This is a genomic window from Pararhizobium mangrovi (assembly GCF_006516965.1).
Taxonomy (GTDB): domain Bacteria; phylum Pseudomonadota; class Alphaproteobacteria; order Rhizobiales; family Rhizobiaceae; genus Pararhizobium_B; species Pararhizobium_B mangrovi.
The window spans coordinates 22958-45422 of the sequence record NZ_VHLH01000002.1 but is presented as its reverse complement, the minus strand read 5'-3'; the positions used below and the strand labels follow the sequence as shown (position 1 = coordinate 45422).

16 protein-coding genes are annotated in these 22465 nt (G+C 67.4%); 7 read left to right on the top strand and 9 right to left on the bottom strand.

The genetic code is table 11. The annotated features are described in order from the left end of the window. The first annotated feature begins 181 nt into the window (after positions 1 to 181). The gene (locus tag FJU11_RS01875; protein WP_407946651.1) at positions 182 to 1138 is read left to right on the top strand and encodes a carbohydrate kinase family protein; all 957 of its coding nucleotides are present in this window, start codon (positions 182 to 184) and stop codon (positions 1136 to 1138) included. Positions 1139 to 1181: 43 nt separating this feature from the next. After that, the gene (locus FJU11_RS01870; RefSeq protein WP_407946648.1) at positions 1182 to 2099 is read left to right on the top strand and encodes a pseudouridine-5'-phosphate glycosidase; all 918 of its coding nucleotides are present in this window, start codon (positions 1182 to 1184) and stop codon (positions 2097 to 2099) included. A 70-nt stretch (positions 2100 to 2169) separates the two neighbouring features. Here the strand turns inward: FJU11_RS01870 and FJU11_RS01865 are convergent, their stop codons facing one another. After that, entirely contained in the window at positions 2170 to 2835 is a 666-nt protein-coding gene (locus FJU11_RS01865; protein WP_141165441.1) for an OmpA family protein, read from the bottom strand. 114 nt (positions 2836 to 2949) lie between these two features. Continuing rightward, positions 2950 to 5547 (bottom strand): cell cycle histidine kinase CckA, encoded by a 2598-nt coding sequence (gene cckA, locus FJU11_RS01860; RefSeq protein ID WP_141165315.1) that lies wholly within the window; start codon positions 5545 to 5547, stop codon positions 2950 to 2952. A gap of 309 nt (positions 5548 to 5856) precedes the next feature. Between cckA and FJU11_RS01855 the strand changes: the two genes are divergently transcribed. Next, positions 5857 to 6768: a flagellar biosynthetic protein FliO gene (locus FJU11_RS01855; RefSeq protein WP_181408007.1), complete on the top strand. Its 912-nt coding sequence runs from the start codon at positions 5857 to 5859 to the stop codon at positions 6766 to 6768. 30 nt (positions 6769 to 6798) lie between these two features. On the opposite strand, the gene dksA is transcribed toward FJU11_RS01855, so the two are convergent. Continuing rightward, positions 6799 to 7218, bottom strand: coding sequence for an RNA polymerase-binding protein DksA (gene dksA / locus FJU11_RS01850; RefSeq protein ID WP_141165313.1), 420 nt, complete (start codon positions 7216 to 7218; stop codon positions 6799 to 6801). A 307-nt stretch (positions 7219 to 7525) separates the two neighbouring features. On the opposite strand from dksA, the gene FJU11_RS01845 reads away from it, so the two are divergent. From FJU11_RS01845 to FJU11_RS01835, 3 genes are read left to right on the top strand one after another with little or no spacing between them, the layout of a single operon-like run. After that, on the top strand, positions 7526 to 9052 hold the full coding sequence (locus FJU11_RS01845) for a YcjX family GTP-binding protein (RefSeq protein WP_181408006.1): 1527 nt from the start codon (positions 7526 to 7528) through the stop codon (positions 9050 to 9052). Next, entirely contained in the window at positions 9040 to 10215 is a 1176-nt protein-coding gene (locus FJU11_RS01840) for a YcjF family protein (protein ID WP_407946650.1), read from the top strand. The genes FJU11_RS01845 and FJU11_RS01840 overlap by 13 nt, the downstream gene beginning before the upstream one ends. 49 nt (positions 10216 to 10264) lie before the next feature. Beyond that, on the top strand, positions 10265 to 10819 hold the full coding sequence (locus FJU11_RS01835) for a hypothetical protein (RefSeq protein ID WP_235890757.1): 555 nt from the start codon (positions 10265 to 10267) through the stop codon (positions 10817 to 10819). 27 nt (positions 10820 to 10846) lie between these two features. Here the strand turns inward: FJU11_RS01835 and folK are convergent, their stop codons facing one another. The 6 genes from folK to FJU11_RS01805 form a co-directional block, all read right to left on the bottom strand. Beyond that, positions 10847 to 11377, bottom strand: a complete 531-nt coding sequence (gene folK / locus FJU11_RS01830; RefSeq protein WP_141165311.1) for a 2-amino-4-hydroxy-6-hydroxymethyldihydropteridine diphosphokinase — start codon at positions 11375 to 11377, stop codon at positions 10847 to 10849. Between the two features lies 1 nt (position 11378). Beyond that, entirely contained in the window at positions 11379 to 11744 is a 366-nt protein-coding gene (gene folB, locus FJU11_RS01825; protein ID WP_181408005.1) for a dihydroneopterin aldolase, read from the bottom strand. After that, positions 11744 to 12625: a dihydropteroate synthase gene (gene folP / locus FJU11_RS01820; protein WP_141165310.1), complete on the bottom strand. Its 882-nt coding sequence runs from the start codon at positions 12623 to 12625 to the stop codon at positions 11744 to 11746. Before folP ends, folB begins: the two co-directional genes overlap by 1 nt. Positions 12626 to 12676: 51 nt before the next feature. Continuing rightward, positions 12677 to 13702, bottom strand: a complete 1026-nt coding sequence (locus FJU11_RS01815) for an NAD(P)/FAD-dependent oxidoreductase (RefSeq protein WP_141165309.1) — start codon at positions 13700 to 13702, stop codon at positions 12677 to 12679. A 32-nt stretch (positions 13703 to 13734) separates the two neighbouring features. Further along, positions 13735 to 14055: a 2Fe-2S iron-sulfur cluster-binding protein gene (locus FJU11_RS01810; RefSeq protein ID WP_141165308.1), complete on the bottom strand. Its 321-nt coding sequence runs from the start codon at positions 14053 to 14055 to the stop codon at positions 13735 to 13737. Positions 14056 to 14275: 220 nt separating this feature from the next. Next, positions 14276 to 14653, bottom strand: coding sequence for an Hpt domain-containing protein (locus tag FJU11_RS01805; protein WP_141165307.1), 378 nt, complete (start codon positions 14651 to 14653; stop codon positions 14276 to 14278). Between the two features lie 311 nt (positions 14654 to 14964). Here FJU11_RS01805 and FJU11_RS01800 point away from each other — a divergent pair, with 311 nt between their 5' ends. Further along, entirely contained in the window at positions 14965 to 22011 is a 7047-nt protein-coding gene (locus FJU11_RS01800) for an apolipoprotein A-IV repeat region-like domain-containing protein (protein WP_141165306.1), read from the top strand. Positions 22012 to 22465: the final 454 nt, after the last annotated feature.

The following is a 22465-nucleotide window of genomic DNA, read 5'->3' as shown; positions in this document are numbered from 1 at the left end:
GACGTCTTTCGGATGGCGCACGGGCTCCCCGCGCGAACATGCGCCATGCCGCGTCTTGCAGGCAGGCGCGTTCCGGCCTTGAGTCCCGGAGCTGGTCCAGCGTATGAAGCCGCCCTGCCACCCGTTCGCAGCGCGCATCGTCGTGCGCGCCGATGCGCACGATGCCGGAATCGAGGGACGCATGACCGATCCGACACGCCCCTGCCTTCTGGCGATCGGCGGTGCCCATGTCGACTATCGCGGCACCGTGGCCGGGGCGACCCGTCCGGGCGCCAGCAATCCCGGCACCTGGCGGGCGGAAGCCGGTGGTGGTGTCCTCAACGCCGCATCGAGCTTGGCCCGGCTCGGCCATTCGGTTCGCCTCGTCGCACCGCGCGGCGGCGATCCGGCCGGCGAGATCGTTGCCGAGGCAGCCGCTGCGGCAGGGATCCTCGATACACCTCTGACGTTTCTAGACCGCGCGACCCCGACCTATACGGCCATTCTCGGCGCCGACGGCGACCTCGTGGTGGGGCTCGCCGACATGGCGCTCTACGACCGTTTCGGCCCGAAACAGATCATGCGCCGCGACCTGCGCGATGCGATCGCGGCCGCCCCGGCGGTCGTGACGGATGCGAACCTTCCCGGCGAAACGCTGAAGGCGCTTGCCGCCGCTTGCGCCGGCGCGGACGTACCGTTATTCGCGATCGCCATCTCGCCGGCAAAGGTCGTCCGGTTGCGGCCGGTCCTTGGAAGCCTTTCGGGGCTCTTCATGAACGCCGCCGAGGCCCGAACGCTCGGCGATACTGGACAAACCGCACCCGGCGCGCTCGCCCGCATCCTTTCCGAGAAGGGCCTCGCGCGCGGGGTGATCACGTTCGGCAGCGAAGGCGCCTGCGCGTTCGACGGTGGCGGATGCTGGCACGTCCCGCCCGCACCTCTCGACCGGGTGGCGGACGTGACGGGGGCTGGCGATGCGCTTGCGGCCGGCTTCGTCCACGCGACGCTCGCCGGCTCCTCGACTGCCGAGGCGCTGCGCTTCGGCACCGCCGCGGCAGCCTTCGCCGTGTCCTCGCATGCCGCGGCACCGACGACCATAGACCGCATGGCGCTTGAAGGGGCCGACGATGCCGTTCCTCCCGCCGAACGCCTGTTTTGAAACGAGACTTCCCCTCCCTGCCGATCGATTGGACCTAATACCCGTGAGCGAAGAGACCGCGAATTTCCATGTTTCATGCGAGGTGAACGATGCCCTGCGCGCCGGCAAGCCGCTCGTCGCCCTCGAATCGACGATCATCACCCACGGCATGCCGTGGCCCGGCAATCTGGAGATGGCGCGCGGGGTCGAGGCTCTCATCCGCGAGGAAGGTGCCGTGCCGGCGACGATCGTCGTGATCGACGGTCGGCTGCATATCGGCCTGGGAGACGACGACCTCGCAGCACTCGCGCAGACGAAGGACGCCCTGAAGCTTTCGCGCGCCGACCTCGCCTACGCGATCGCCGAAGGCCGGACCGGCTCGACCACCGTCGCCGCGACGATGATCGCGGCCGAGATGGCAGGCATCCGCGTCTTCGCGACGGGGGGCATCGGCGGCGTCCACCGCGGTGCGGAGGAAAGCTTCGACATCTCCGCGGATATCGACGAACTGGCACGTACGCCCGTCCTCGTCGTATCGGCCGGTGCCAAGGCGCTTCTCGATATTCCGAAGACGCTCGAAGCGCTCGAGACCCGCGGCGTGCCGGTCGTCACCTGCGCGAGCGAGACCTTTCCGGCGTTCTGGTCGCGTGATTCCGGGCTGCCGAGCCCGCTGACCCTGCCGGATGCGCCGGCGATCGCACGTTTCCAGGCGACGCGTGAACGGCTCGGCATCGAAGGCGGCATGCTGGTCGCCAATCCGGTGGACGCGGCCGACGAGATCCCGCGCAGCGAGATGGAAGCGCATATTGCCGCTGCGCTCGATACGGCGAAGCGTCAGGGCATCGCGCGCAAGGAAGTGACGCCCTTCCTGCTGTCCGAAATCTATCGTCTGAGTGACGGTCGAAGCCTCGCGACGAACATCGCGCTGGTCCGCAGCAATGCGCGCCTTGCCGCACGGATCGCCGTGGCGCTCGCCGCCTGACGAAAGATGCCCGGACGAACCGGGCATCTTTCACGCTTGCACTGATCGTTCGCGTCTGTCGCCCTTCGGCTCAGCTTTCGCGCAGCGGCGCGATCTCGATCTCGACGCGACGGTTCTGGGCACGCCCGCTTTCGGTGTCGTTCGAGGCGATCGGCTGCGTTTCGCCGAAGCCGCGCACGTCGAGGCGCCGCGGATCGATGCCTTGGCTCGAAAGATAACTGCCGACCGACTGCGCCCGGCGCTGCGACAGATCGTAGTTGTAGGAATCCGAACCGGTCGAATCGGTGAAGCCGTAGACGTTCACCAGCGAACGGTCGAACTTCTGCAGCACCCGCGCGACCGAATTGAGCGTCGGATAGAAGCCGGACTGGATGTCCGCCTGGTCGGTCTGGAAGGTGATGTTCGACGGCATGTTGAGGATGATCCGGTCGCCCTCGCGCGTGACGGATACGCCCGTGCCGCGAAGCTCGGCGCGAAGCTGGTCCTCCTGCCGGTCCATGTAATTGCCGACCGCACCGCCGGCGAGCGCGCCGATGCCCGCACCGATCAGCGCATTGCGCCGGTCGTTGCCGCCGGCAAGCAGGCCGAGGCCCGCACCGGCAGCGGCGCCGAGTGCCGCGCCGCCGGCCGTGTTCGAAATCTTCTGCTGGCCCGTATAGGGGTCGGTCGTGCACGCGCCGAGCAGCGCGAGCGAAGTCGTCAGCGCGATGATCGACTTGTACCTGACCGGCTTCATGATGAGCGTGTTGAACGTGATCGGCTTGGACATGGGCAGATTTCCCTCGCTTTGTGACCCGGAACGCCTTTATCGCAACAATTGCGGCGGCTTGATGATGCTACTGGGGCAGGACTAGTCCAGGATCTCGCGCACCGATACCGCCAGCTGCTTCAGCGAGAACGGCTTGGCAAGAAAGCCGAATTCGGCGTCCGCAGGCAGGTTCTTCGCAAAGGCGTCCTCGGCATAGCCGGAAACGAAGATGAACTTCAGGTCCGGATAGTCCTTGCGCAACTCGCGCAGGAGGCTCGGGCCGTCCATTTCCGGCATGACGACGTCCGAAACGACGACGTCGACCTGGCCGTCGAGTTCGCGCATCACCTCCAGCGCCTCGACGCCCGACGTCGCCTCGTGCACGACGTAGCCGCGGGTTTCGAGCATGCGCTTGCCGCCGCGGCGCACCGCCTCTTCGTCCTCGACGAGCAGGACGACGGCCGAGCCGCCGGTGAGGTCCGTGGGCTCGTCGTCGGTGTCCGCAATGGTCGGCACCGTTTGTTGAGGGGAGCCCGCCGCTCCATCCTCGCCTTCCGGCAAGGCTTCCTCGATGTGACGGGGAAGGTAGATGGAAAAGGTCGTGCCGCGGCCGACCTGCGAATCCGGATAGATGTAGCCGCCCGACTGCTTGACGATGCCGTAGACCATCGAGAGGCCGAGCCCGGTGCCCTTGCCGACTTCCTTGGTGGTGAAGAACGGTTCGAAGATCTTTTCCAGGACCTCGGGCTCGATGCCGCTGCCCTCGTCCTCGACCTCGATCAGCACGTAGTCGGCTTCGGGCAGATCGCGCAGGCCGAGTTCGCGCACCTCTGCGGCCGGCCGGTTGCGCAGCCGGATGGTCAGCGTGCCGCCTTCGGGCATGGCGTCGCGTGCGTTGACCGAAAGGTTGATGACGACCTGCTCGAACTGGCCGATATCGGTCTTCACCGACCAGAGATCGCGGCCGTAGTCGATCACCAGGCGAACGTTCGTGCCCGTCAGCCGGTCGACGAGCATCCGCAGGTCGCCGATCACGTCCGTCATCTGCAGGACCGTCGGGCGCATCGTCTGCTTGCGCGAGAAGGCCAGCAACTGGCGCACGAGCACGGCCGCCCGGTTGGCGTTGCGCTTGATCTCCATCAGGTCGGCGAAGCTCGCGTCCGACGGGCGCAGGGACAACAGCAGATGATCGGCGGAAAGCAGGACGGCGGTCAGCACGTTGTTGAAATCGTGTGCGATGCCGCCGGCGAGCGTGCCGACCGCGTTCATCTTCTGCGTCTGCGCCATCTGGTTTTCGAGCGCCTTCTGCTCCGTCGTCTCGACGGCGTAGATGATCGCGGCCTCCTCCGGCTCGCTGCCGGCCCGGTCGATCACGGCGTTGACGTAGAAGCGCACGTGGCGCTCGTCGTTTCCGGGATGGCGCGCTTCGACGGGGGCGATCTCGCCCTGCCCGTCGCGGGCGGCGGCGAGCGCCGTCTCGAACGCGTCGAGGGAGGTGCGGCCGACGACGATCTCGAACTGCGCGCCGTTGTCCATCTCGTCGAGCGAGATGACGCCGGAAAACATCTTCAGGAACGGCGCGTTGGTGCGCAGGATCCGCCCGTCCGCGTCGACCGATGCGATCGCCATCGGCGTGTTGTTGAAAAAGCGCGTGAAGCGCATCTCCGCAGCGCTTCCGCCGGCCACCGCCGAGCCCGTCTCGCCGCGGCCGAGCACGATGGTGCGGCTTTCGCCGGGCGCCCCGTCCCGCGTCGCCGAAACCCGGTGGAGAAGCGTCACGGGCAGGCTCTGGCCGCTCGCCTTCAGCATGTCGAGGTCGAGCATGGCCGTGCGGTTGGCGCCGGGTTCGGCGCGCACGCTGTCGATCAGCGACATGCCCTCGCCGGCGACCAGTTCGTCGAGCGAGATCGCGCCGGGGCGGAAGCGGGCGAGGTCGATACCGAGCCAATCGGCGAGCGTCGCGTTCAGATAGACGATGTCGCCGCGCTCTCCGGCGGAGAAGAAGCCGGCCGGCGCGTGGTCGAGATAGTCGATCGCGTGCTGGAGTTCCTTGAAGAAGCGCTCCTGGTCTTCCCGCTCGCGCGTGATGTCGGAAAGCTGCCATGCGCGCAGCGGTTCGCCGCGACGGCCGGTCTCGAGCGGGCGCGCGCCGAGCCGATACCAGTGCGCGCCCTCGCCCCGCGCCTGGACGTCGAGCGAACGCATCAGGCGGAACTCTTCCTGGTCCGCCCTGCCGTCGCGAAGCGCATTCGTCAGGCGGTAGACCGCTTCCGTCGATTCCTTGAAGCGCGAGAGCATGCCTTCGACGGTCTGGAGTTCGCGCGCGTTCGAGGCGCCGGTCAGCCGTGCGTAGGCTTGGTTGGCGTAGATGACGCGATCGCCGGCATCGGTGATGACGATGCCGTCCGGGTGCGCGTCGAGATAGGCGCGTGCCAGCGGGTCGGACCCCGAATGCGGCATCACCTGGATGAAGCCGATGACGGCCGAGACGAGGAAGAAGATGCCCATCATGGCGAGCACGCCGAGGAGCGCGAGCATCGCCTCGTTGTCGAGCCGGTCCTGATAGACGATGAAGGCGCCTGCCGCGGCGATCAGGATGATCGCCAAGAGGACGAGGCGCGGCGCGGTACGCGGATGCGTGCCGCGATCGACGATCGGCTCGGGCCGTGCCGTGCCCTTCTGTGCGGTTTCACGCGCCATCAAGAGGCCCGCCGAAACCCTGGCGATCGGCGCGCAGGCGTACTGCCGGTCTTTCCGCAAATCGGAGCGGGCGAAGTTTCGAGTCCGGACATGGGCGCGCCGTGCACTCCGATTCGCGTTGGTCTGCCGTTCACCGTTATTCCCATTTTCGCACGCCGCTCACCACTGTGTAGCTTCGAAAATCTGTGCAATGACGCCAAAAAAGAGCCTCAAAGGCTCTGGAGGGTTTACGAAAGGCTTCATGGGCACCCCATGGGCACCCGGTGCAGGCGGCATTCGGGTCGCGCGATCCGGCGCTATGGAGACGGCATGTTCCCCGACCTCGACGCATCCCTCGGCATCAAGCTCGTCGCCGCGACCATCGTCGTCGGCCTCGCGCTCGTCGCCTTCGCACTCGCGGCGCGGGCCTGGCGCGGGCGCGTCGGGCCGGGGATTCGCCGCCGCGGCGGACGCGACCGGCAACCGCGCCTCGCCGTCGTCGATTCCGTTGCGGTCGACCAGCGACGCCGCCTTCTGCTGATTCGGCGCGACGACGTCGAGCATCTCGTCATGGTCGGCGGACCGGGCGACCTCATCGTCGAAAGCGGTATCCCTGCAGCGACGCATGCGGCCGACGACGAGATCGTCCCGGCGTCGCGCGAGCGGGTGGCGGATACCGACCGGCAGGCGCTGCCGGCGAATGGCGCGGCCCGGGATGAAAGCTTCCGTTCGGTCGCCGCATCGAGCGACGCATCGCAGCCGGAGGTTCGGGAACGAAGGACCGGTGAAAGGCGGGAGGCCGCGAACCGGGACGAGAACGCTTTTGAACCCGCCCCACTTCCCCAGGACGTCGCCGGCGTTCTCGAAAGCCAGCGCTCGCGTGTCTTCGGTTCGAACGAGGACGGATCGCACATGACGGACGCCCGGCCGGGCCATTCACCGGCTCCGGTGCATGCGCAGGCCTATGCGGAGACGGAAAGCTTCGGCTCGTCCGCAACGGATACGAGGCCGCGAGGACGGAACGAACCGGGAGACGAACGGCGCGAAAGGCAGGCGCCGGATCGCGCCTTCGAGGATGTTCTTTCCGACGCGAATGCACGCCAGGCGCGTGCGGGTTCCGCGCCGAACCCGAAACCGGAGGGACGCGAGCGCACCGCATCGAAGGGAACGGGCGACGAACGCGACGACGCCGTCGATGCCGAAATGTCGAAGCTGCTCGGCGAAATCACCAACCGCAGGTAGGGCGGACGAACGCCCCGCCCGCGCTCGGCATCATTCGTCGCGATAGACCTTCTCGCGTCGCTCGTGGCGTTCCTGCGCTTCCAGCGAAAGCGTGGCGATCGGCCGGGCGTCGAGGCGCTTGAGGCTGATCGGCTCGCCGGTCTCCTCGCAGTAGCCGTACGTCCCTTCCTCGATGCGCTGGAGCGCGGCGTCGATCTTGGCGATCAGCTTGCGCTGCCGGTCGCGGGCACGAAGCTCGATCGCCCGGTCGGTTTCGGAAGATGCGCGATCGGCGACGTCGGGATGGTTCGAGTTGTCGGTCGCGAGATGCCCGAGCGTTTCGCGTGCCTCACGCAGGATATCTTCCTTCCAGGCATAGAGCTTCGCACGGAAATACGCCCGCTGATCGGCGTTCATGAACTCCTCGTCGTCCGAGGGAATGTAGGAGGAAAGATCCCTGTTTTCAGCCAACACAACTCTCCCGCTCACACAGTTATCTTTTTTGGGCGGTGTATAATCTTCGCCCGGGTGCCTTACAAGCGCAAAAATGCGCCTTTCCCGTTGCCTGACGATCTCAGGTTTTCGGAATATCCCATTCTTTACGCTGATAAAAATATGACAGCTTCGTGATGGCGCGCGGATAGGCAGCAATGCCCGCTCTGGCTGCATTGCCGGAAGGGTTCGCCTTCTCAAAAGCGTCAACCGGGGCGCGCAGCGTGTCGCCGGCTCCTTTTCAGCGCGCCCGGGCGGTCTTATATGCGCGCGACCGTGTCGCACGATGCGGGTGCCCCGCCTTGCCGTTTGCCCCGATACCGGAGCCGCCCCCGAATTGCCTGCCTCGCTGACGAGTTTTTCCGACGACGCCCGGATCGCCTTCGACAACCTCGCCGACCGAACGGCGGGGCTCGTTCAACCGACCATGCGCCTTGGCGTCACGGGTCTTTCGCGCGCCGGCAAGACGGTCTTCATTGGCGCGCTGGCGCACAATCTGATCCATGGCGGGCGCCTGCCGATGTTCCGGGCGCAGCAGTCCGGGCGGATCGCCAGGGCCTATCTCGAACCGCAGCCCGACGACGCGGTACCGCGCTTCCAGTACGAGGATCACGTCTCGGCGCTCGTCGACAAGCGCATCTGGCCGGACTCCACACGCGCGATCTCCCAGTTTCGCCTGACCGTGGAATACGAGACGGCGCGCGCCTGGGGCCGGCTGCTTTCCGGCGGCAAGCTGTCGATCGACATCGTCGATTATCCCGGGGAATGGCTGCTCGACCTGCCGCTCCTCCGGCAGGACTTCCGGGCCTTCAGCGAGCAGGCGACGGCGCTCGCCCGTTCCTCCGCGCGGGCCGATCTTGCGGCCGACTGGCTCGCGCTCACGGGCCGGATCGATCCGAAGGAAGCGGAAAACGAAGGGCAGGCACGTGCACTCGCCGAAAGCTTCGCGGCCTATCTCGCCGCATGCAAAGCCGATTCGCGCGCACTCTCGACGTTGCCGCCCGGCCGGTTCCTGATGCCCGGCGACCTCGAAGGGTCGCCCGCCCTCACCTTCGCGCCGTTGCCCGATCTGCCTGCGGGCAAGGCACCGCGCGGCTCGCTCTGGGCGATGATGGAGCGACGCTTCGAAAGCTACAAGACCCATGTGGTGAAGCCGTTCTTCCGCAACCATTTCGCGCGGCTCGACCGGCAGATCGTCCTCGTCGACGCGCTTCAGGCGATGAACGCCGGCCACGAAGCCGTCGTCGACCTCGAACGCGCGCTCGCCGACATCCTCTCGTGCTTCCGTCCGGGACGGTCGAGCTGGCTCGCCTCGCTGCTTACGCGACGCATCGACCGGGTCCTGATCGGAGCGACGAAGGCCGATCACCTGCATCACGAAAGCCACGACCGGCTGGAGACGATCGTGCGGCGTCTGGTTCACCGTGCCGGCGAGCGGATCGATTTCGCCGGGGCCGACCTCGAGGTCATGGCGCTTGCCGCCGTGCGGGCGACGCGCGAATCGGAGATCGAACGCGACGGCGAGCGCCTGCCGCTCATCGTCGGAACACCGCTTGCCGGGGAGAAGATCGGCGGCGAGACGTTCGACGGCCATTCGCGGACCGGGGTCTTTCCCGGCGACCTTCCGGCAAATCCCGATTTCCTCTTCGCCGATCCTCACGGTGACGAACACGCGCCGCTCGTGCCCGATCTCAACTTCGTGCGCTTCCGCCCGCCCAAGCTCGAACGCACGGCCGAAGGCGCGACGCTTTCGCTGCCCCATATCCGGCTCGACCGCGCGCTCGAATTCCTGCTCGGAGACTGGCTGGCATGAGCGACGACCCGAACCGCCGGCGCCCCGCCGCCTTTCGCCTGGACGACACCGACCGCGACACGCGCGAGGCCGCGAACAAACCCGCGGCCGAAGCCGTACGGCCGGACGCCGAACGGCCCGAATATCATCCAGCGCGCCGGCCGATCGCGGTGGTGCCGCCGGAGATCGTCCCGGACGAGGACGACCCCTTCATCGGCTCGGACGAGGATGCGTTGTCGCCGGCTGCGCTCAGGACCCCACGCAAGCGTTTCTCCTTCGCCAAGCTCGCTGCCGGCGCCTTTTCGATCGTCGTATCGATCGCGGTCGGCCTTTGGATCGACGATCTGATCCGCACCCTCTTCGAGCGGGTACCGGCGCTCGCATGGGCGACGCTGGCGCTCGTCGCGATCGGCCTTGCCGCCCTCCTCGTCGCGATGGCACGCGAAGTGATCGCGATCTACCGACTGCGTGGCATCCAGGCGCTGAAGCGATCCGTGGAGGAGGCGACGCTGGAACGCTCGGCACGCAAGGCGCGCCGGGCGAGCGACGAGGTCGCGGCCCTGCTCGCCCATCGGCCGGAAACCGCTTCCGGTCGCGCGACGCTGCGTGATCTCGCCGACGAAGTGGTCGACGGCCCTGCCCTCATCGACCTCGCCGAGACCGAGCTTCTCACGCAGCTCGACCGCGTGGCGCGAAAGCGCATTCTCGAAACGGCCCGGCGCGTTTCGGTCGTCACCGCCGTCAGCCCGCGCGCCGTCCTCGACATTCTCTACGTCGCCTACGAGGCGGTTCGGCTCGTGCGTGCCATGGCGACGCTCTATGGCGGACGACCCGGCGCCTTCGGCATGGTGAAGCTGATGCGCGACACGATCGCCCATCTCGCCGTGACCGGATCGATCGCCATCGGCGACGGCATCGTGCAGCAGATCCTCGGCCACGGCGTCGCGGCGAAGCTGTCCTCGCGTCTCGGCGAAGGTGTGGTCAACGGCATGATGACGGCGCGCATCGGCATCGCGGCGATGGATCTCTGCCGGCCCATGCCGTTCCGTGCGCTGCGCCGTCCGAAGGTCGGCGAATTCATCGGCGATCTGGCGGCGAGCGCCGAGGCCGAGCGGGTGCGCGAGGAACGGCGCGCACGCCGTGGCGCAGGCCCACATGGCGATCGGCAATCAACCGGCCGTTAACCATTCCGGCCGATGCTTGCCCGCATCGACAAACGATCGGATGGATCCCATGCTGTCAGCGAAGCGGTTCGCAGCGGTCGGCCTTTGTGCGGCCGGCCTTCTGGCGCAAGGCCACGGCACTCCTGCGCATGCCGCCGGGACCCACGACACCGACGCCGCGTTCTTCGATGCCGTCGCCGGCACCTGGACCGGGCCCGGCCGCATCGTCGCAGGAAAGTACAAGGGAACGCGCTTTACCTGCTCCCTCGACGGCGACACGCTCGCCGACGGCCGCACCGGCATCGCCATGGGTGGCAAGTGCCGGGTCGGCCTGTTCGATCAGGACATGAAGGCCGTGATCATCCATGGAAGCAATGGCTACGAAGGCCAGTTCATGGGCGGCGGCGGCGATGACGGCCTCGACGTGATTTCCGGCCGGGTCGAGCCGGAAAAGGTGGTCGTCGGCATCAATCGGCGGGATCTCTACGGCGCCATGGTCGCAAGCCTCAAGGGTCCCGATACGCTGAACGTTACGGTTTCCGTCAAGGTCGGGCAGCAGATGGTTCCCGTCATCGGCATGACGCTCAAGCGCATCGGCGCCTCGCCCGCGCTTGCGAACCGGTAGGCGAAGTCCGGCCGACGAGGCGGCGTTCTATCCGTCGGACGCGCCCTTCCACCACTGCGCGTCGTCGCTTGCCGGTTCGATACCGGCGCGCTCCGCATGCTCCGCCCATTCGGCGACCGTCCGCCCATCGACCACGAGGTCCGGGGCGATCTCGGCGAGCGGAACGAGGACGAAGCCACGCTCCGTCATGCGCGGATGCGGGAGCGTGAGGCCGGACATGGCGAGCGCCGCATCTCCGTAGGTCAGCACGTCGATATCGATGGTCCGCGGTCCCCAGCGCTCGCCGCGAACCCGCTTTAGTGCCCGTTCGATCTCCAGGCACGCTTCGAGCAGCACGAGCGGTTCGAGGCGCGTTTCCAAGAGTGCGCAGGCGTTGACGAACCACGCCTGATCCGTTTTCCCCCAAGGGGGCGTACGATGAAGGCGCGATACGGCCGTGATCGCGCAGTCCGCGCGGGCATCGAGCATCGCAAGCGCGCGGGCCATCGCCGACGGCGGATCGCCGACATTGCCGCCGAGGCCGAGCGCGGCCTGCGTCCAGCCCGTCATCGGCGGCATTTCACGCGGAGCATTCCACCGTCACCGCGACATGGTCGAGGATGCCCGGTACCGGCGCGTTCGGCTTTCTGATGGTGACCTTCGCCCATGTCACCGGTTCGAAGGCGGCGCACAGGCCCCTGGCGATGTCGTGAGCGAGCGTTTCGATCAGCCGGCGGCGTTTGCCCGTCATGATGCGCTGGATCTCGGCGAAAGCCATCGCGTAGTCGAGCTTGCCTTCGATCGTATCGCTCGCAAGCCCGTCGCCGCATTCCACCGAAAGCTCGGCGTCGACGAAGAATCGCTGGCCGAGCACCTCTTCCTCGTCGTGCACGCCGTGGCGCGCGAAAAACACGCAGTTCGAAAGGGTGATCGTGTAGGTCGCCATCAGCTTTCGCCCTCGCCTTGGCACTCGAGAGCCGGTTCGTCGTCGGCGACGATCGCATCGGCAACGGCCAGCGCATCGCGGTTGGCCGCGACGTCGTGAACGCGAAAGATCGCCGCGCCGGCAAGCCGCAGCGCTACCGAAACGGCGGCCGTCGCCTGATCGCGCTCGCCGGCAGCGCGGCCGGTCAACGCGCCGAGAAAGCGCTTGCGCGAGGGGCCGACGAGAAGCGGCAGACCGAACCGGTGGAGTTCACCGAAACGACGCATCAGCGCGACGTTTTCCTTCGCGGTCTTGGCAAAACCGAAGCCCGGATCGAGGACGATCGCCGTATCCGCAAGGCCGGCGTTTCGCGCGATTTCCAGCGAGCGGTCGAGATAGGCGTACTGGTCCTCGACGACGTCGGCCATGCGTTCGCGCTCGCGCCCGTTGTGCATGACGACGCAGGCGGCCCCCATCGCAGCCGCGATCTCGGCGACCTGCGGGTCGCGCTGGAAGCCCCAGACGTCGTTGACGATGTGCGCGCCGGCCTCGATCGCGCGCCTTGCAGTCTCGCCGCGATAGGTATCGACGGAAATCGGCGTCGGCGTCTGCGCTGCGATGCCCTCGATTACCGGCAGGATGCGCGCCTGTTCCGCCTCGGCGGAGACCGGCTCGGCGCCCGGCCGGGTCGATTCGCCGCCGATATCGAGGATGTCGGCGCCCGCTTCCGCCATGCGCAGGGCCGCCTCGACGGCAGCCTCGGTCGTCGCGAAGCGCCCGCCGTCGGAAAAGGAGTCCGGCGTGGCGTTGACGATCCCCATGACGAGCGCCTTCGGCCCGAGCGTCAGCGTGCGCTCGTGCGCCAGATGCCAGATGCGTGGCGCGAAAACCTGCTCTTTCATGGTCGTCGTCCTTTACCCGTCGTGCCCACGATGCCCGAGCGTCAGGCCGTCTTAGCGCACGCCGAGCTTTTTCTGCAGCTTGGTCGAGGACGTGGTGTACTGAAAGACCACGCGCTCGTCGGGATGCACGATCCGCTTGGCGGCCTGGGTCATCAGCGCGGCCTCGTGGAAGCCCGAAAGAATGAGCTTCAGCTTGCCGGGGTACCAGTTGATGTCGCCGATCGCGAAGACGCCGGGCGTCGACGTCTCGAAGCGTTCGGTGTCGACGACGACGGTGTTCTCGTGGAGGTTCAGCCCCCAGTCGGCCACCGGCCCGAGCTTCATCGTCAGGCCGAAGAAGGGCAGCATGCGCGTGCACGGCAGGTCCATGGTGCCGTCGGCTGTCTTGATGGTCGCGGCGGTCAGCTGCCCGCCCTCGCCCTTCAGACCGGCGACCTGCCCCACCTGGAAGCCGATCACGCCACGCTCGTGCATGGCGTACATCTTGTTGACGTTGTCCGGTGCGGCGCGAAACTCGGGCCGGCGATGGACCAGCGTCAGCGAGCGTGCGACCGGCTGCAGGTTCAACGTCCAATCGAGCGCGGAATCGCCGCCGCCGACGACGAGCACATCCTCGTCCCGGAACGTCTCCATCTGGCGAACGGCATAAAAAACGGACGTTCCCTCATAGGCCTCGATGCCGGGAATCGGCGGGCGCTTCGGCTGGAACGAACCGCCGCCGGCTGCGACCACCACCACCTTGCATCGCAGACACTCGCCTGCATCCGTCTCGACCTCGAACCAGCCGTCCTCGCCCTTTTCGAGGCGCGTGACCATGCGGGCGAGATGGAACTGGGGATCGAAGGGCTCGATCTGCTCCTTCAACCGCTCCACGAGATCGAGGCCGCTGATCTCCGGATATGCGGGAATGTCGTAGATCGGTTTTTCGGGATAGAGCTCGGCACACTGCCCGCCGGGACGGTCAAGGATGTCGACCAGATGGCATTTCATGTCGAACAGGCCGAGTTCGAAGACGGCGAAGAGCCCGACGGGGCCCGCCCCGATGATGACCACGTCGGTTTCGACGGTTTCGCTCATGCTGCGCGTTCCCCTGTCGCCCGCACCCTCGTTCAGCCCTGCCGCTCGGGAACGGAGACGACGAGACCTTCGAGTTCGTCGGAAACCGCGATCTGGCAGGAAAGCCGCGACGTCGGGCGCACGTCGTAGGCGAAGTCGAGCATGTCCTCTTCCATCGCCTCCGGCTCGCCGACCACGTCGATCCAGCCCTCGTCCACATAGACGTGGCACGTCGCGCAGGCGCATGCGCCGCCGCACTCCGCCTCGATGCCCGGCACGTTGTTGCGGATGGCGTTTTCCATCACGGTCGAGCCGTTCTCCGCCGCAAGCTCGTGCCGCGTGCCGTCGAAGGCGACGATGGTGATCTTTGTCATGAAACTCCCCAGGTATCGGCAGGCCGATCCGCGGCTGACGACGCATGGTCGACGTGCATGACCGACGACCATGGCCAACGATCGGGGCCGACGATCAGGACCGGCGACCCCGCAGGGCGCCGACACATACACGTTCGGCCATGCGTGACAAGGCCCGCGCGGGCGGTCACGCGCGAGGATCGACCGGGGACGCGCGGACGATATCGGGAGCGCACGACGTTCAGGAGGTCGATTCGCCCGTCCGCTCGTCGATCGCCTGCACCACGGCGTTGAGATCGCGCTTGACCGCGTCGAGGGCGGCGGCATCGTGCGGGTTGTCCTCCAGCTCCGCCGCGGACTGGGCGAGCGCGAACGCGCCGACGCCGCGCGCGGCCCCCTTCAACCGGTGCGCCAGGGCACCGCGCTCCGGCCCGGCCGTGTTCTTGAGGCGCGTCATGCATTCGCGAGCCTCGTCGAGAAAGATGTTGAGAACGTCGCGTTCGAACGTCGCGTCGCCCATCGTCTGGCGTTGCAGATGGCGAAGGTCGAGCGGGCCGGCGGCCTTCTCGCCGCCGTCCTCTACCGCCGGAGCACGAAGCGCTTTCGGCAAATCGATCATGGTCCTGCCTTTAACTGGAAGCCGGTGCCCCATGCCGGGACGGCAACCTCTTCATATGGTTAACGCGCGGTAAATGTTCCGCCACTCACGCCTTTTTTCCACCACGCGCGCGGAAAGTCGTTCATAACGCGATAAGCATGCCGCGAGGCACTGGCTATGCGAATTGTCTCGCGTACCCTTCTGTGTCACTACGGAACGTAGCCTGCCGCGGGCGAAGTGCGTCGACACGCCTTCTCGCCTGAAATCACGGCTAAAAGCGGGCTGCCGCTCCCATAGAGCGCGGGATGACGAAGTACGAGGCGTAGATCCGAATGGCACCCAAGAAGGCGAGCAGATCGGTCGACGAGGAGGCTTTCCAGGCGCTGGAGAATGCCTTCAACGAAGGCGAGGCGCAGCGCGAACGCAGGGAGAGCGGCGAGTCCTCGGACGACCTGGAAGCGCAGGTCTCCGACGCCGCCCGCGAGCTTGCCGAAGCCGGGCGCAGCACGAATTCCGCGGAGGAGAAAGCCGAGGCCGAGCGCGAGACGGATGCCGGCGCCGCCGCACGCGAACGCACGAACAGGACTGCAGCCGCCTTCGCCGCGGCCAACGACGACGCCCGGGGCGTGCCGCCTCACCTTCTGAAGGCCTTCGAGTCGCGCAGCAGCCGCTGGCCCTTCCGCAACGCCTTCATCGTCTCGCTGCTGTGGATCGTCGGCGGCATCGGCCTCGCCAACCTCGTCGACCCCGGCATATGGCAGGTTTCCTCGTTGCAGGACCTCGCCTCCGCGCCGATGGCGATCGCGTTTGCCGTCGGGATCGTCGTGCCGATTCTCTGCTTCTTCGGGTTCGCGGCGATGATCGCGCGGGCTGCCGAGATGCGCTCCGCCGCCCGTTCGATGACGGAAGTCGCCATGCGGCTCACCGAGCCGGAAAACACCGGCGCCGAGCGCGTGGCGACCGTCGGCCAGGCGGTGCGCCGCGAAGTGGCGGCCATGAACGACGGCATCGAGCGCACCATCGCGCGGGCTTCCGAACTCGAAATGCTCGTGCAGTCAGAAGTCAACGCGCTCGAGCGCAGCTACAGCGACAACGAGATCCGCGTGCGCGGGCTCGTCGAAAAGCTCGGCGACGAACGCGAGGCCATCGTCACCCATGCCGAGCGCGTTCGCGCATCCATTTCGAGCGCCGGCGACCAGCTCCACGAACAGCTCGACGCGGCGTCGGACACCGTCGGCCAACGCCTCGAAATCTCCGGCGAAGCCTTCGCCTCGATGATGGACACGCGCGCCAGCGCCCTGTCGCAGACGAGCGAGACGCTCGGCCGGTCGATCGACGCGATCCTGACGGCACGCACCGAAGCGCTCCAGTCCTCGATCGACGAGACCGCCGAAACGCTCGGTGCCGTCTTCGACACGCGCGCCGAGGCGCTGAACCGTCAGCTTAACGATCGCGGCGAGACGCTGCTCGCCGCCTTCGAAACGCGCGCCTCCACCCTCGACGCCAACACGGAAAAGCTGAACGCGGCGCTGAACGAGCGTGCCCGGCAGCTGAACGAGACGCTGGTCGAGCGCACGCGCGAGATCAGCCGCAACCTGACCGAGGGCCAGGACGCGATCACCGGCGGGCTCGACGAGGCGCTCGCTCGGCTGAACGGGACGCTCGAGGAGCGCTCGGCAAGCTTCAGGCAGGTCATCAGCGACCATTCGGGCGAGATCGTCACCGAGCTCGACCTGCGTTCGGGCTTCTTCGAAGAGCGCCTCGACGCGACGATCCGCAGCGTGACATCGGCCTTTGACGAGCGGATCGCCGGCTTCGCATCGGCCTTCGACGCGCGCAGCGGCACCCTCGACGGGAAGCTCGCCGACGCGATGAGCCATATCGACCACAGCCTTTCCGGCGGCACGAGCGCGATCGAAGGGATCCTCTCCACCAATCTCGACCGCATCGGTTCCAGCATGCGCGAGGGGTCGAGCGATCTGGACCGGCGCCTCTCCGGCGGCCGCGAGCGCATCGAGGCGACCTTTGCCGAGCGCACGGACGCCGTTTCGAACACGCTGCGCGAGCGCCACGACGCGATCGCCGCCGAATTCGCCGGAGCGCAGGAGCGCATCGAGACGGGCGTTGCGACCCATGCGGGCCGGATCACGGAGGCGCTCGAAGGCGGCAGCCGTGCGATCGACACCGCAACCATAGCGGCCGGCGAACGCCTCGACGCGACGCTCAGCCAACATGCGGCCTCCTTCGCCCGCACGATGGACGACCGCCACGACGCGATCGCATCGGCCGTTTCGTCCGCGCACGAGCGTTTTTCGACGACGCTCGATGCCGAGGCCGCAGCGATGGCGCGTTCGCTCGAAACCCGCCACGAAGCGATCCAGTCGGTCGTCGAGGCCGGTCGCGGGCACATGGACGAAGCCCTTGCCCGCCACGCCGAAACGCTTTCGGCAACGCTGGATGCCGGCCACCGCGCCATCGAGACCAGCGTCAGCGCCGGTCACGAACGGTTCGCGAATACCGTCGGTGAAAACGCCGATGCCCTCCGGAACACCGTAGAAGGCGCGCATATCGCGATCGAAGAGGCGGTCTCCGGGGGACGCGACCGCATGGACGAGACACTTTCCAGACATACCGAGGCCTTGTCGGGCACGCTCGACGAGCGCCATCGGGCATTCGAGGCAACGGTATCGTCGAGCCACGACCGGTTCATGGAAACCGCCGACCGGCAGAGTTCCGCGCTCGCCGCCTCGATCGATGCCGGCCGCCAGACGATCGAGACGGCGATCGGTTCGGGCCACGACCACCTCACCGATACGCTCTCGCAGCATGCCGAAGCGATCGAACGCGCGATGAGCGCCGGCAACGCCGCGATCGGCGGCACGCTTCAGACGAACGCGCAGTCGATCGAAACCACCCTTTCCGACGGCTACGCGGCCATCGAGGGATCGCTCGGCGTTCGCGCCGACGCGTTGATCGGCGCCCTGGATGGCACGGAAGGCCGCCTGACGACACGTCTCGACGAAGGCGCGCGTGCGATCACGGCAGCGCTCGAAAGCGGACAGGCCCGTGTCGACAACGCCTTTTCGGGCCATACCGAAGCGCTCTCGCGCACGCTGGAAGGCGGCACGGAACGGCTCGAACATACGCTCGGCGAAAGCACGAGCCGCGTCAGCCGGACCTTCGAGACGGGCACCGGTCAGCTGACGGCCGTCTTCGCCGAACGCGAGACGACGATCACCACCATCATCGATTCCGGTCGCGGCGCGATCGACAGCGCGATCCGCACCGTCGAGGAAGGGCTCGGCACCACGCTCGGCCAGGGACGCGAACGCCTCGACGCGACGCTATCCGAACGTGCGGGCGAGATCGAAAGATCGAACGAAGCGGCGGCAACGCGCATCCTTTCCGGGCTCGACGAGCGCACGCAGCGCATCGACGAGCGGTTCGCGACCATGGACGGCGCGCTACGTGGCGGCCTCGAAAACGTCAATCGCACCATCGAGGGCAGCGCCGGCGATCTCGTCGGCCGCCTGCGCGACGCCGTCTCGCAGACTGCGATCGAGATCGACGCGCGCGCCGAGCGCATCGGCGACAGCCTGACTAGCGTCGGCACCGCCTTCGCCCGTTCGCTCGACGAGACGGGCGAACGCTTCGCCGGGACGCTGCAGGCACGCATCGAACTGCGCGGCGACGAGCTGACGGAGCGCGTCGATCGCATTGCCGGTCGCCTGGACCACAGCGTCGACGCCCTTTCCGAACGCGCGGAGACGACCGCAAGGACGCTTTCGCAGACCGGCGAAACGGTCGCCGCGCAACTGGCGTCGAGCAGCGAGCGCTTCTCGACGAGCATCGAGACGAGCCTGACGGAACGCGGCGACGCCCTCGCCGCACGCATCGAGACGATCGCCGAGCGCATGGACAGCTCCGCGGCAAACCTCGAAAACAGCGGCGGTGGCCTCGTCGAACGCGCCGAGACCGTTTCGGCGAGCCTCTCGCGCACCGGCGACGACTTCGCCGAACGCCTCGACCGTACGAGCGGCGATTTCGCACGCACGGTCGGCGAACGGGCCGAAGCGCACGAGCGCGCCCTCACCGAGCAGGCCGAAGCGCATGGCCGAGCGCTGAGCGAAAACGCGGACGCGCTGGCCAGACGCCTTGAGGAGAGCCGCGAAGCCTTCCATGCGCGGGCAAACGAGATCGGCGGCGTGCTCAGCGAAAGCGGAAACGCTTTCGCCCGCTCGATGGACGAAACCGGCACGCGCTTCGCCGACACGCTTTCCGACAGGCTTGACGAGCGCAGTCGCGATCTCGTGGCCCGCGTCGAAAGCGTCAGCGGCCGGCTCGACGAAACGTCGGCGAGCTTCGCGGCGCGCGCGAATGAAGCCGGTGAAGCACTTTCGGGCACGGGCGATGCCTTTGCCACGCGGATGGAGCGCACCGGCGAGAACTTCGCGCAGTCGCTCGACGCACGCATGGCCGAGCACAGCGCCGACCTGACGACACGCGCCGACACGCTTTCGAACGAGCTTGCCGCCACGCGCGACGCCTTTACCGCGCAGAGCGACGAACTTTCCCGCGCGCTCGGCGAAGCGCAGAGCCGCCTCGCCGAACAGGCCCGTTCGCTCGTCGGCGATCTCGACCGCGCCGAGACGACGCTCGACGCGCGCCACGCGGCGGTGCGCGACGCGCTCGACGAGCGCACGCGCGAACTGAATTCGATGCTCGCCAGCCGCTCGAAGGAGCTGACCGGCCTTATCGACGAACGCGCGCGTCCGCTCGTGGAACGCTTCGGCGAGGAAGGGGCCGAGGCCGCTCGCGAGATCGAACGGGCCGCATCGAGCCAGGCCGAACGGCTGCGCAGCGAGAATGCCGCGCTGATCGAGGCGATCTCGGCGCGCACGCAGGAAACGCTTTCCTCCATCGAGACGGCCGAAACCGGCCTTCGCGACCGCGTACTCGCCCTTCTCGAACAGCTCGGCGAATCGAACAGCTCCATCGCCTCGACCGTCGAGCAGGCGACGAGCGGCCTCGTCGCGATGCGCACCGAACTTAGCGAAGCGAGCGAGAATTTCGGACGTTCGACCGAGGCGGCAGCCGCGCGCATGGCCGAATCGACCGATGCGCTTGAAACCCGCGTCGACCGCCTTTCGGACGTTTCCGGCGGAGCCCTTTCGCAGGTTTCGCGGATCGCCGAGCGCTTCGACGAGCATTCCCACATGCTCGCCGCCGCCTCCGAACTCCTCGGCTCGACGCAGTCCGGGCTCGCCAGCACGCTCGAAGAACGCCGCGAAGCCCTCGATGCCCTCTCGCGCGGTCTGGTCGCGCGTTCCGAGGACGTGCAGCGGACGATGCACGCGCTCGAAGGCATCGTCGAAGAGGCGTTCGGCCAGGCCGAGACCCGTTCCGAACGGACCGTCGAACGTTTGCGCGGCGCCTTCGCCGAAAACCTGGACGATCTCGCACGTCTTGCCGAAAAGACGGGCGAACAGGGCGACGCCGCGGCCGGCCGCCTGCGCGAGACGGTCGCCAATGCCATGGGCGAGATCTCGCAGTCGCTCGAGGCGAACGAACAGCGCTCCGCCGAAGCCGCCGATGCGATGCGCGCGCGCTTCCGCACCGCGCTCGACGAAATGCTGGAGGCCTTCATCGGCGTGGAAAGCCGTGCCGACGCGGCCGGCGACACGCTGAAGGCGCGCTTCACGACGGTCTCGGAAGACCTTTCCAAGGTGCTTGCCGACGCCGACACACACTCGGCAGCTTCAGCGGCACGCCTGCGCGACGCCTTTGCCGGCGCCGTCGAGGAGATCGCGACGTCGGTTTCGCAGACGGAACTGCAGGCACGTTCGGCGGCAACCGACATCTGCGCCGTCCTCAACAACGCGCTCGAGGAGATCGAGGGAACGCTCGGCCGGACGGGCGAGCAGTCCGAGACGATCGCCCGTTCGGTCCGTCGCGACCTCGAAGGTGCCACGCAGGACTTCGAAGCCGCCCTCACCGCGACGGGCGAGAAATCCGCAACCGCGGCGGCCGATATCCGCGCCGTCCTCAACGAGGCGATCGACGATGCGGGTACGGCGCTCGCGACGACGGAACGCCGCTCCCTCACCTCGGCCGCCCGCATCCGCGAGGCGCTGAACGCGGCGATCGACGAGTTCGGCGAAGGGCTGACGAGCACCGAGGAACGCTGCGCCAGCGCCGGCGAGAACATGCGCACGGCGCTCACCTCGGTCGTGGAACAGCTCGGCCGGCAGATCGAGGATGCGGAAACGCGTTCGAGCGCGAGCGCGGAACGCGTGCGTGGAACGGTCGAGGCCGTCTCCGGCGAGATCCGCTCCATCCTCGACGACACAGAAAGCCTTTCGACGCGCAACACGCACCAGCTTCGCGAAGCGCTGCAGTCGACGGTTTCCGAACTCGACGAGATGCTGAAGGCAGCGCGCGAGCGGGCCGAAGGGGCCGCGGGCGAGCTGCAGGGCTCGGTGCGTACGGCGCTCGAAGACGCGATGCAGCGCTTCTCCACGGCGACGGAGACCATCCGCAAGTCGGCAGGCGAAATGCGCGAGGAACTCGACACGACCCGCGAGGAACTGCGTCGCGGTGCGTTCGATCTGCCCGAGGAGACGCGCGAGAGTGCCGGCGCCATGCGTCGGGCCGTCGCCGATCAGATCCAGGCGTTGAAGGATCTCTCGCGCATCGTCGACCAGTCCGCGGCATCGAGCGATCATGCGCCGGCGCCCGGGCGGCCCGAACCCGCTTCCGGCACACCGACGCAGGACACGAAGCCTACTCAGGCGCGGATCGACCAGGCGCCGACGTCTGGTGCTTCCGCATCGGCTCCCTTCAAGCCGAACACGGTGCGGGCGAGCGACCAGCGCGGTGGCTGGGTGAACGAGTTGCTGCGCGGAGCGTCCGCGACGCCGGACGATGCGGCATCGCCGGCAACGCAGAGCGACGGCGCATCCTCTGGCGCGTCTTCCCCCACCGCCGCACAGGCACCGGCGCAGAACACGGATCCACGCAACCCGAAACACGTAGTCGAATCGCTGAACTCGCTTTCTGTCGATATCGCTCGTGCCATCGATCACGAGGCATCGGTGGAGCTGTGGCGGCGCTATCAGCGCGGCGAGCGCGACGTGTTCACAAGGCGGCTCTACACGCTCAAGGGGCAGCAGACCTTCGATCGCATCAAGGAAAAGTACGAGCGCGAATCGGAGTTCCGGGAGGCCGTCGACCGCTACATCGCCGATTTCGAAAAGCTGATGGCCGACGTGCAGCGCCGCGAAAAGGATACTGCCGCCGCCGAAGCCTACCTCACCTCGGACACGGGCAAGGTCTACACGATGCTCGCCCACGCCAGCGGCCGCTTCCGCCGGCGGTAGAACACTTGCGGGACCACGGTTTCGCCGAATGACGGAAAGGCCCGCGACACCGGATGTCGCGGGCCTTTCTTCTTCACGGCATATGTCGGAGCGCAGGAGCGATCAGTGCCGAAGACGGATGCCACCTGAAGGAGGACGGCTTCGCCGCGGCAGTTTGCGATGTTTGGTCGATTGGATGGGAGGTCGATCGGTGACCGGTGTTGCCGTCAGGATCCTCCTACCCGTCGCTTCGAACAAGCGGCGTTCGGCTCGCACGCGCTACCGTCGAAAGACACCGGAGCATTCCAGCCAATACGGACGCGTTGCGATCGCCGATGCCTATTGGTTCATGGACGGGCGACCACGGTGCGCGCATCCGGACCCTGATCCAGCCGACTGGAGTGGTAACCGCAATTACCGAGGTGGCCGGCGCATTCGTGCGGGGAAAAGGTGTGGAACGGCAAGCCGATCCACC

Bases quoted from the DNA above. Each gene is read 5' to 3' on its own strand.
- FJU11_RS01875 (WP_407946651.1), top strand. From the start codon at position 182: ATGACCGATCCGACACGCCCCTGCCTTCTGGCGATCGGCGGTGCCCAT.
- FJU11_RS01865 (WP_141165441.1), bottom strand. From the start codon at position 2,835: ATGAAGCCGGTCAGGTACAAGTCGATCATCGCGCTGACGACTTCGCTC.
- cckA (WP_141165315.1), bottom strand. From the start codon at position 5,547: ATGGCGCGTGAAACCGCACAGAAGGGCACGGCACGGCCCGAGCCGATC.
- FJU11_RS01855 (WP_181408007.1), top strand. From the start codon at position 5,857: ATGTTCCCCGACCTCGACGCATCCCTCGGCATCAAGCTCGTCGCCGCG.
- FJU11_RS01845 (WP_181408006.1), top strand. From the start codon at position 7,526: ATGCGGGTGCCCCGCCTTGCCGTTTGCCCCGATACCGGAGCCGCCCCC.
- FJU11_RS01835 (WP_235890757.1), top strand. From the start codon at position 10,265: ATGCTGTCAGCGAAGCGGTTCGCAGCGGTCGGCCTTTGTGCGGCCGGC.
- folK (WP_141165311.1), bottom strand. From the start codon at position 11,377: ATGCCGCCGATGACGGGCTGGACGCAGGCCGCGCTCGGCCTCGGCGGC.
- folB (WP_181408005.1), bottom strand. From the start codon at position 11,744: ATGGCGACCTACACGATCACCCTTTCGAACTGCGTGTTTTTCGCGCGC.
- folP (WP_141165310.1), bottom strand. From the start codon at position 12,625: ATGAAAGAGCAGGTTTTCGCGCCACGCATCTGGCATCTGGCGCACGAG.
- FJU11_RS01815 (WP_141165309.1), bottom strand. From the start codon at position 13,702: ATGAGCGAAACCGTCGAAACCGACGTGGTCATCATCGGGGCGGGCCCC.
- FJU11_RS01810 (WP_141165308.1), bottom strand. From the start codon at position 14,055: ATGACAAAGATCACCATCGTCGCCTTCGACGGCACGCGGCACGAGCTT.
- FJU11_RS01805 (WP_141165307.1), bottom strand. From the start codon at position 14,653: ATGATCGATTTGCCGAAAGCGCTTCGTGCTCCGGCGGTAGAGGACGGC.
- FJU11_RS01800 (WP_141165306.1), top strand. From the start codon at position 14,965: ATGGCACCCAAGAAGGCGAGCAGATCGGTCGACGAGGAGGCTTTCCAG.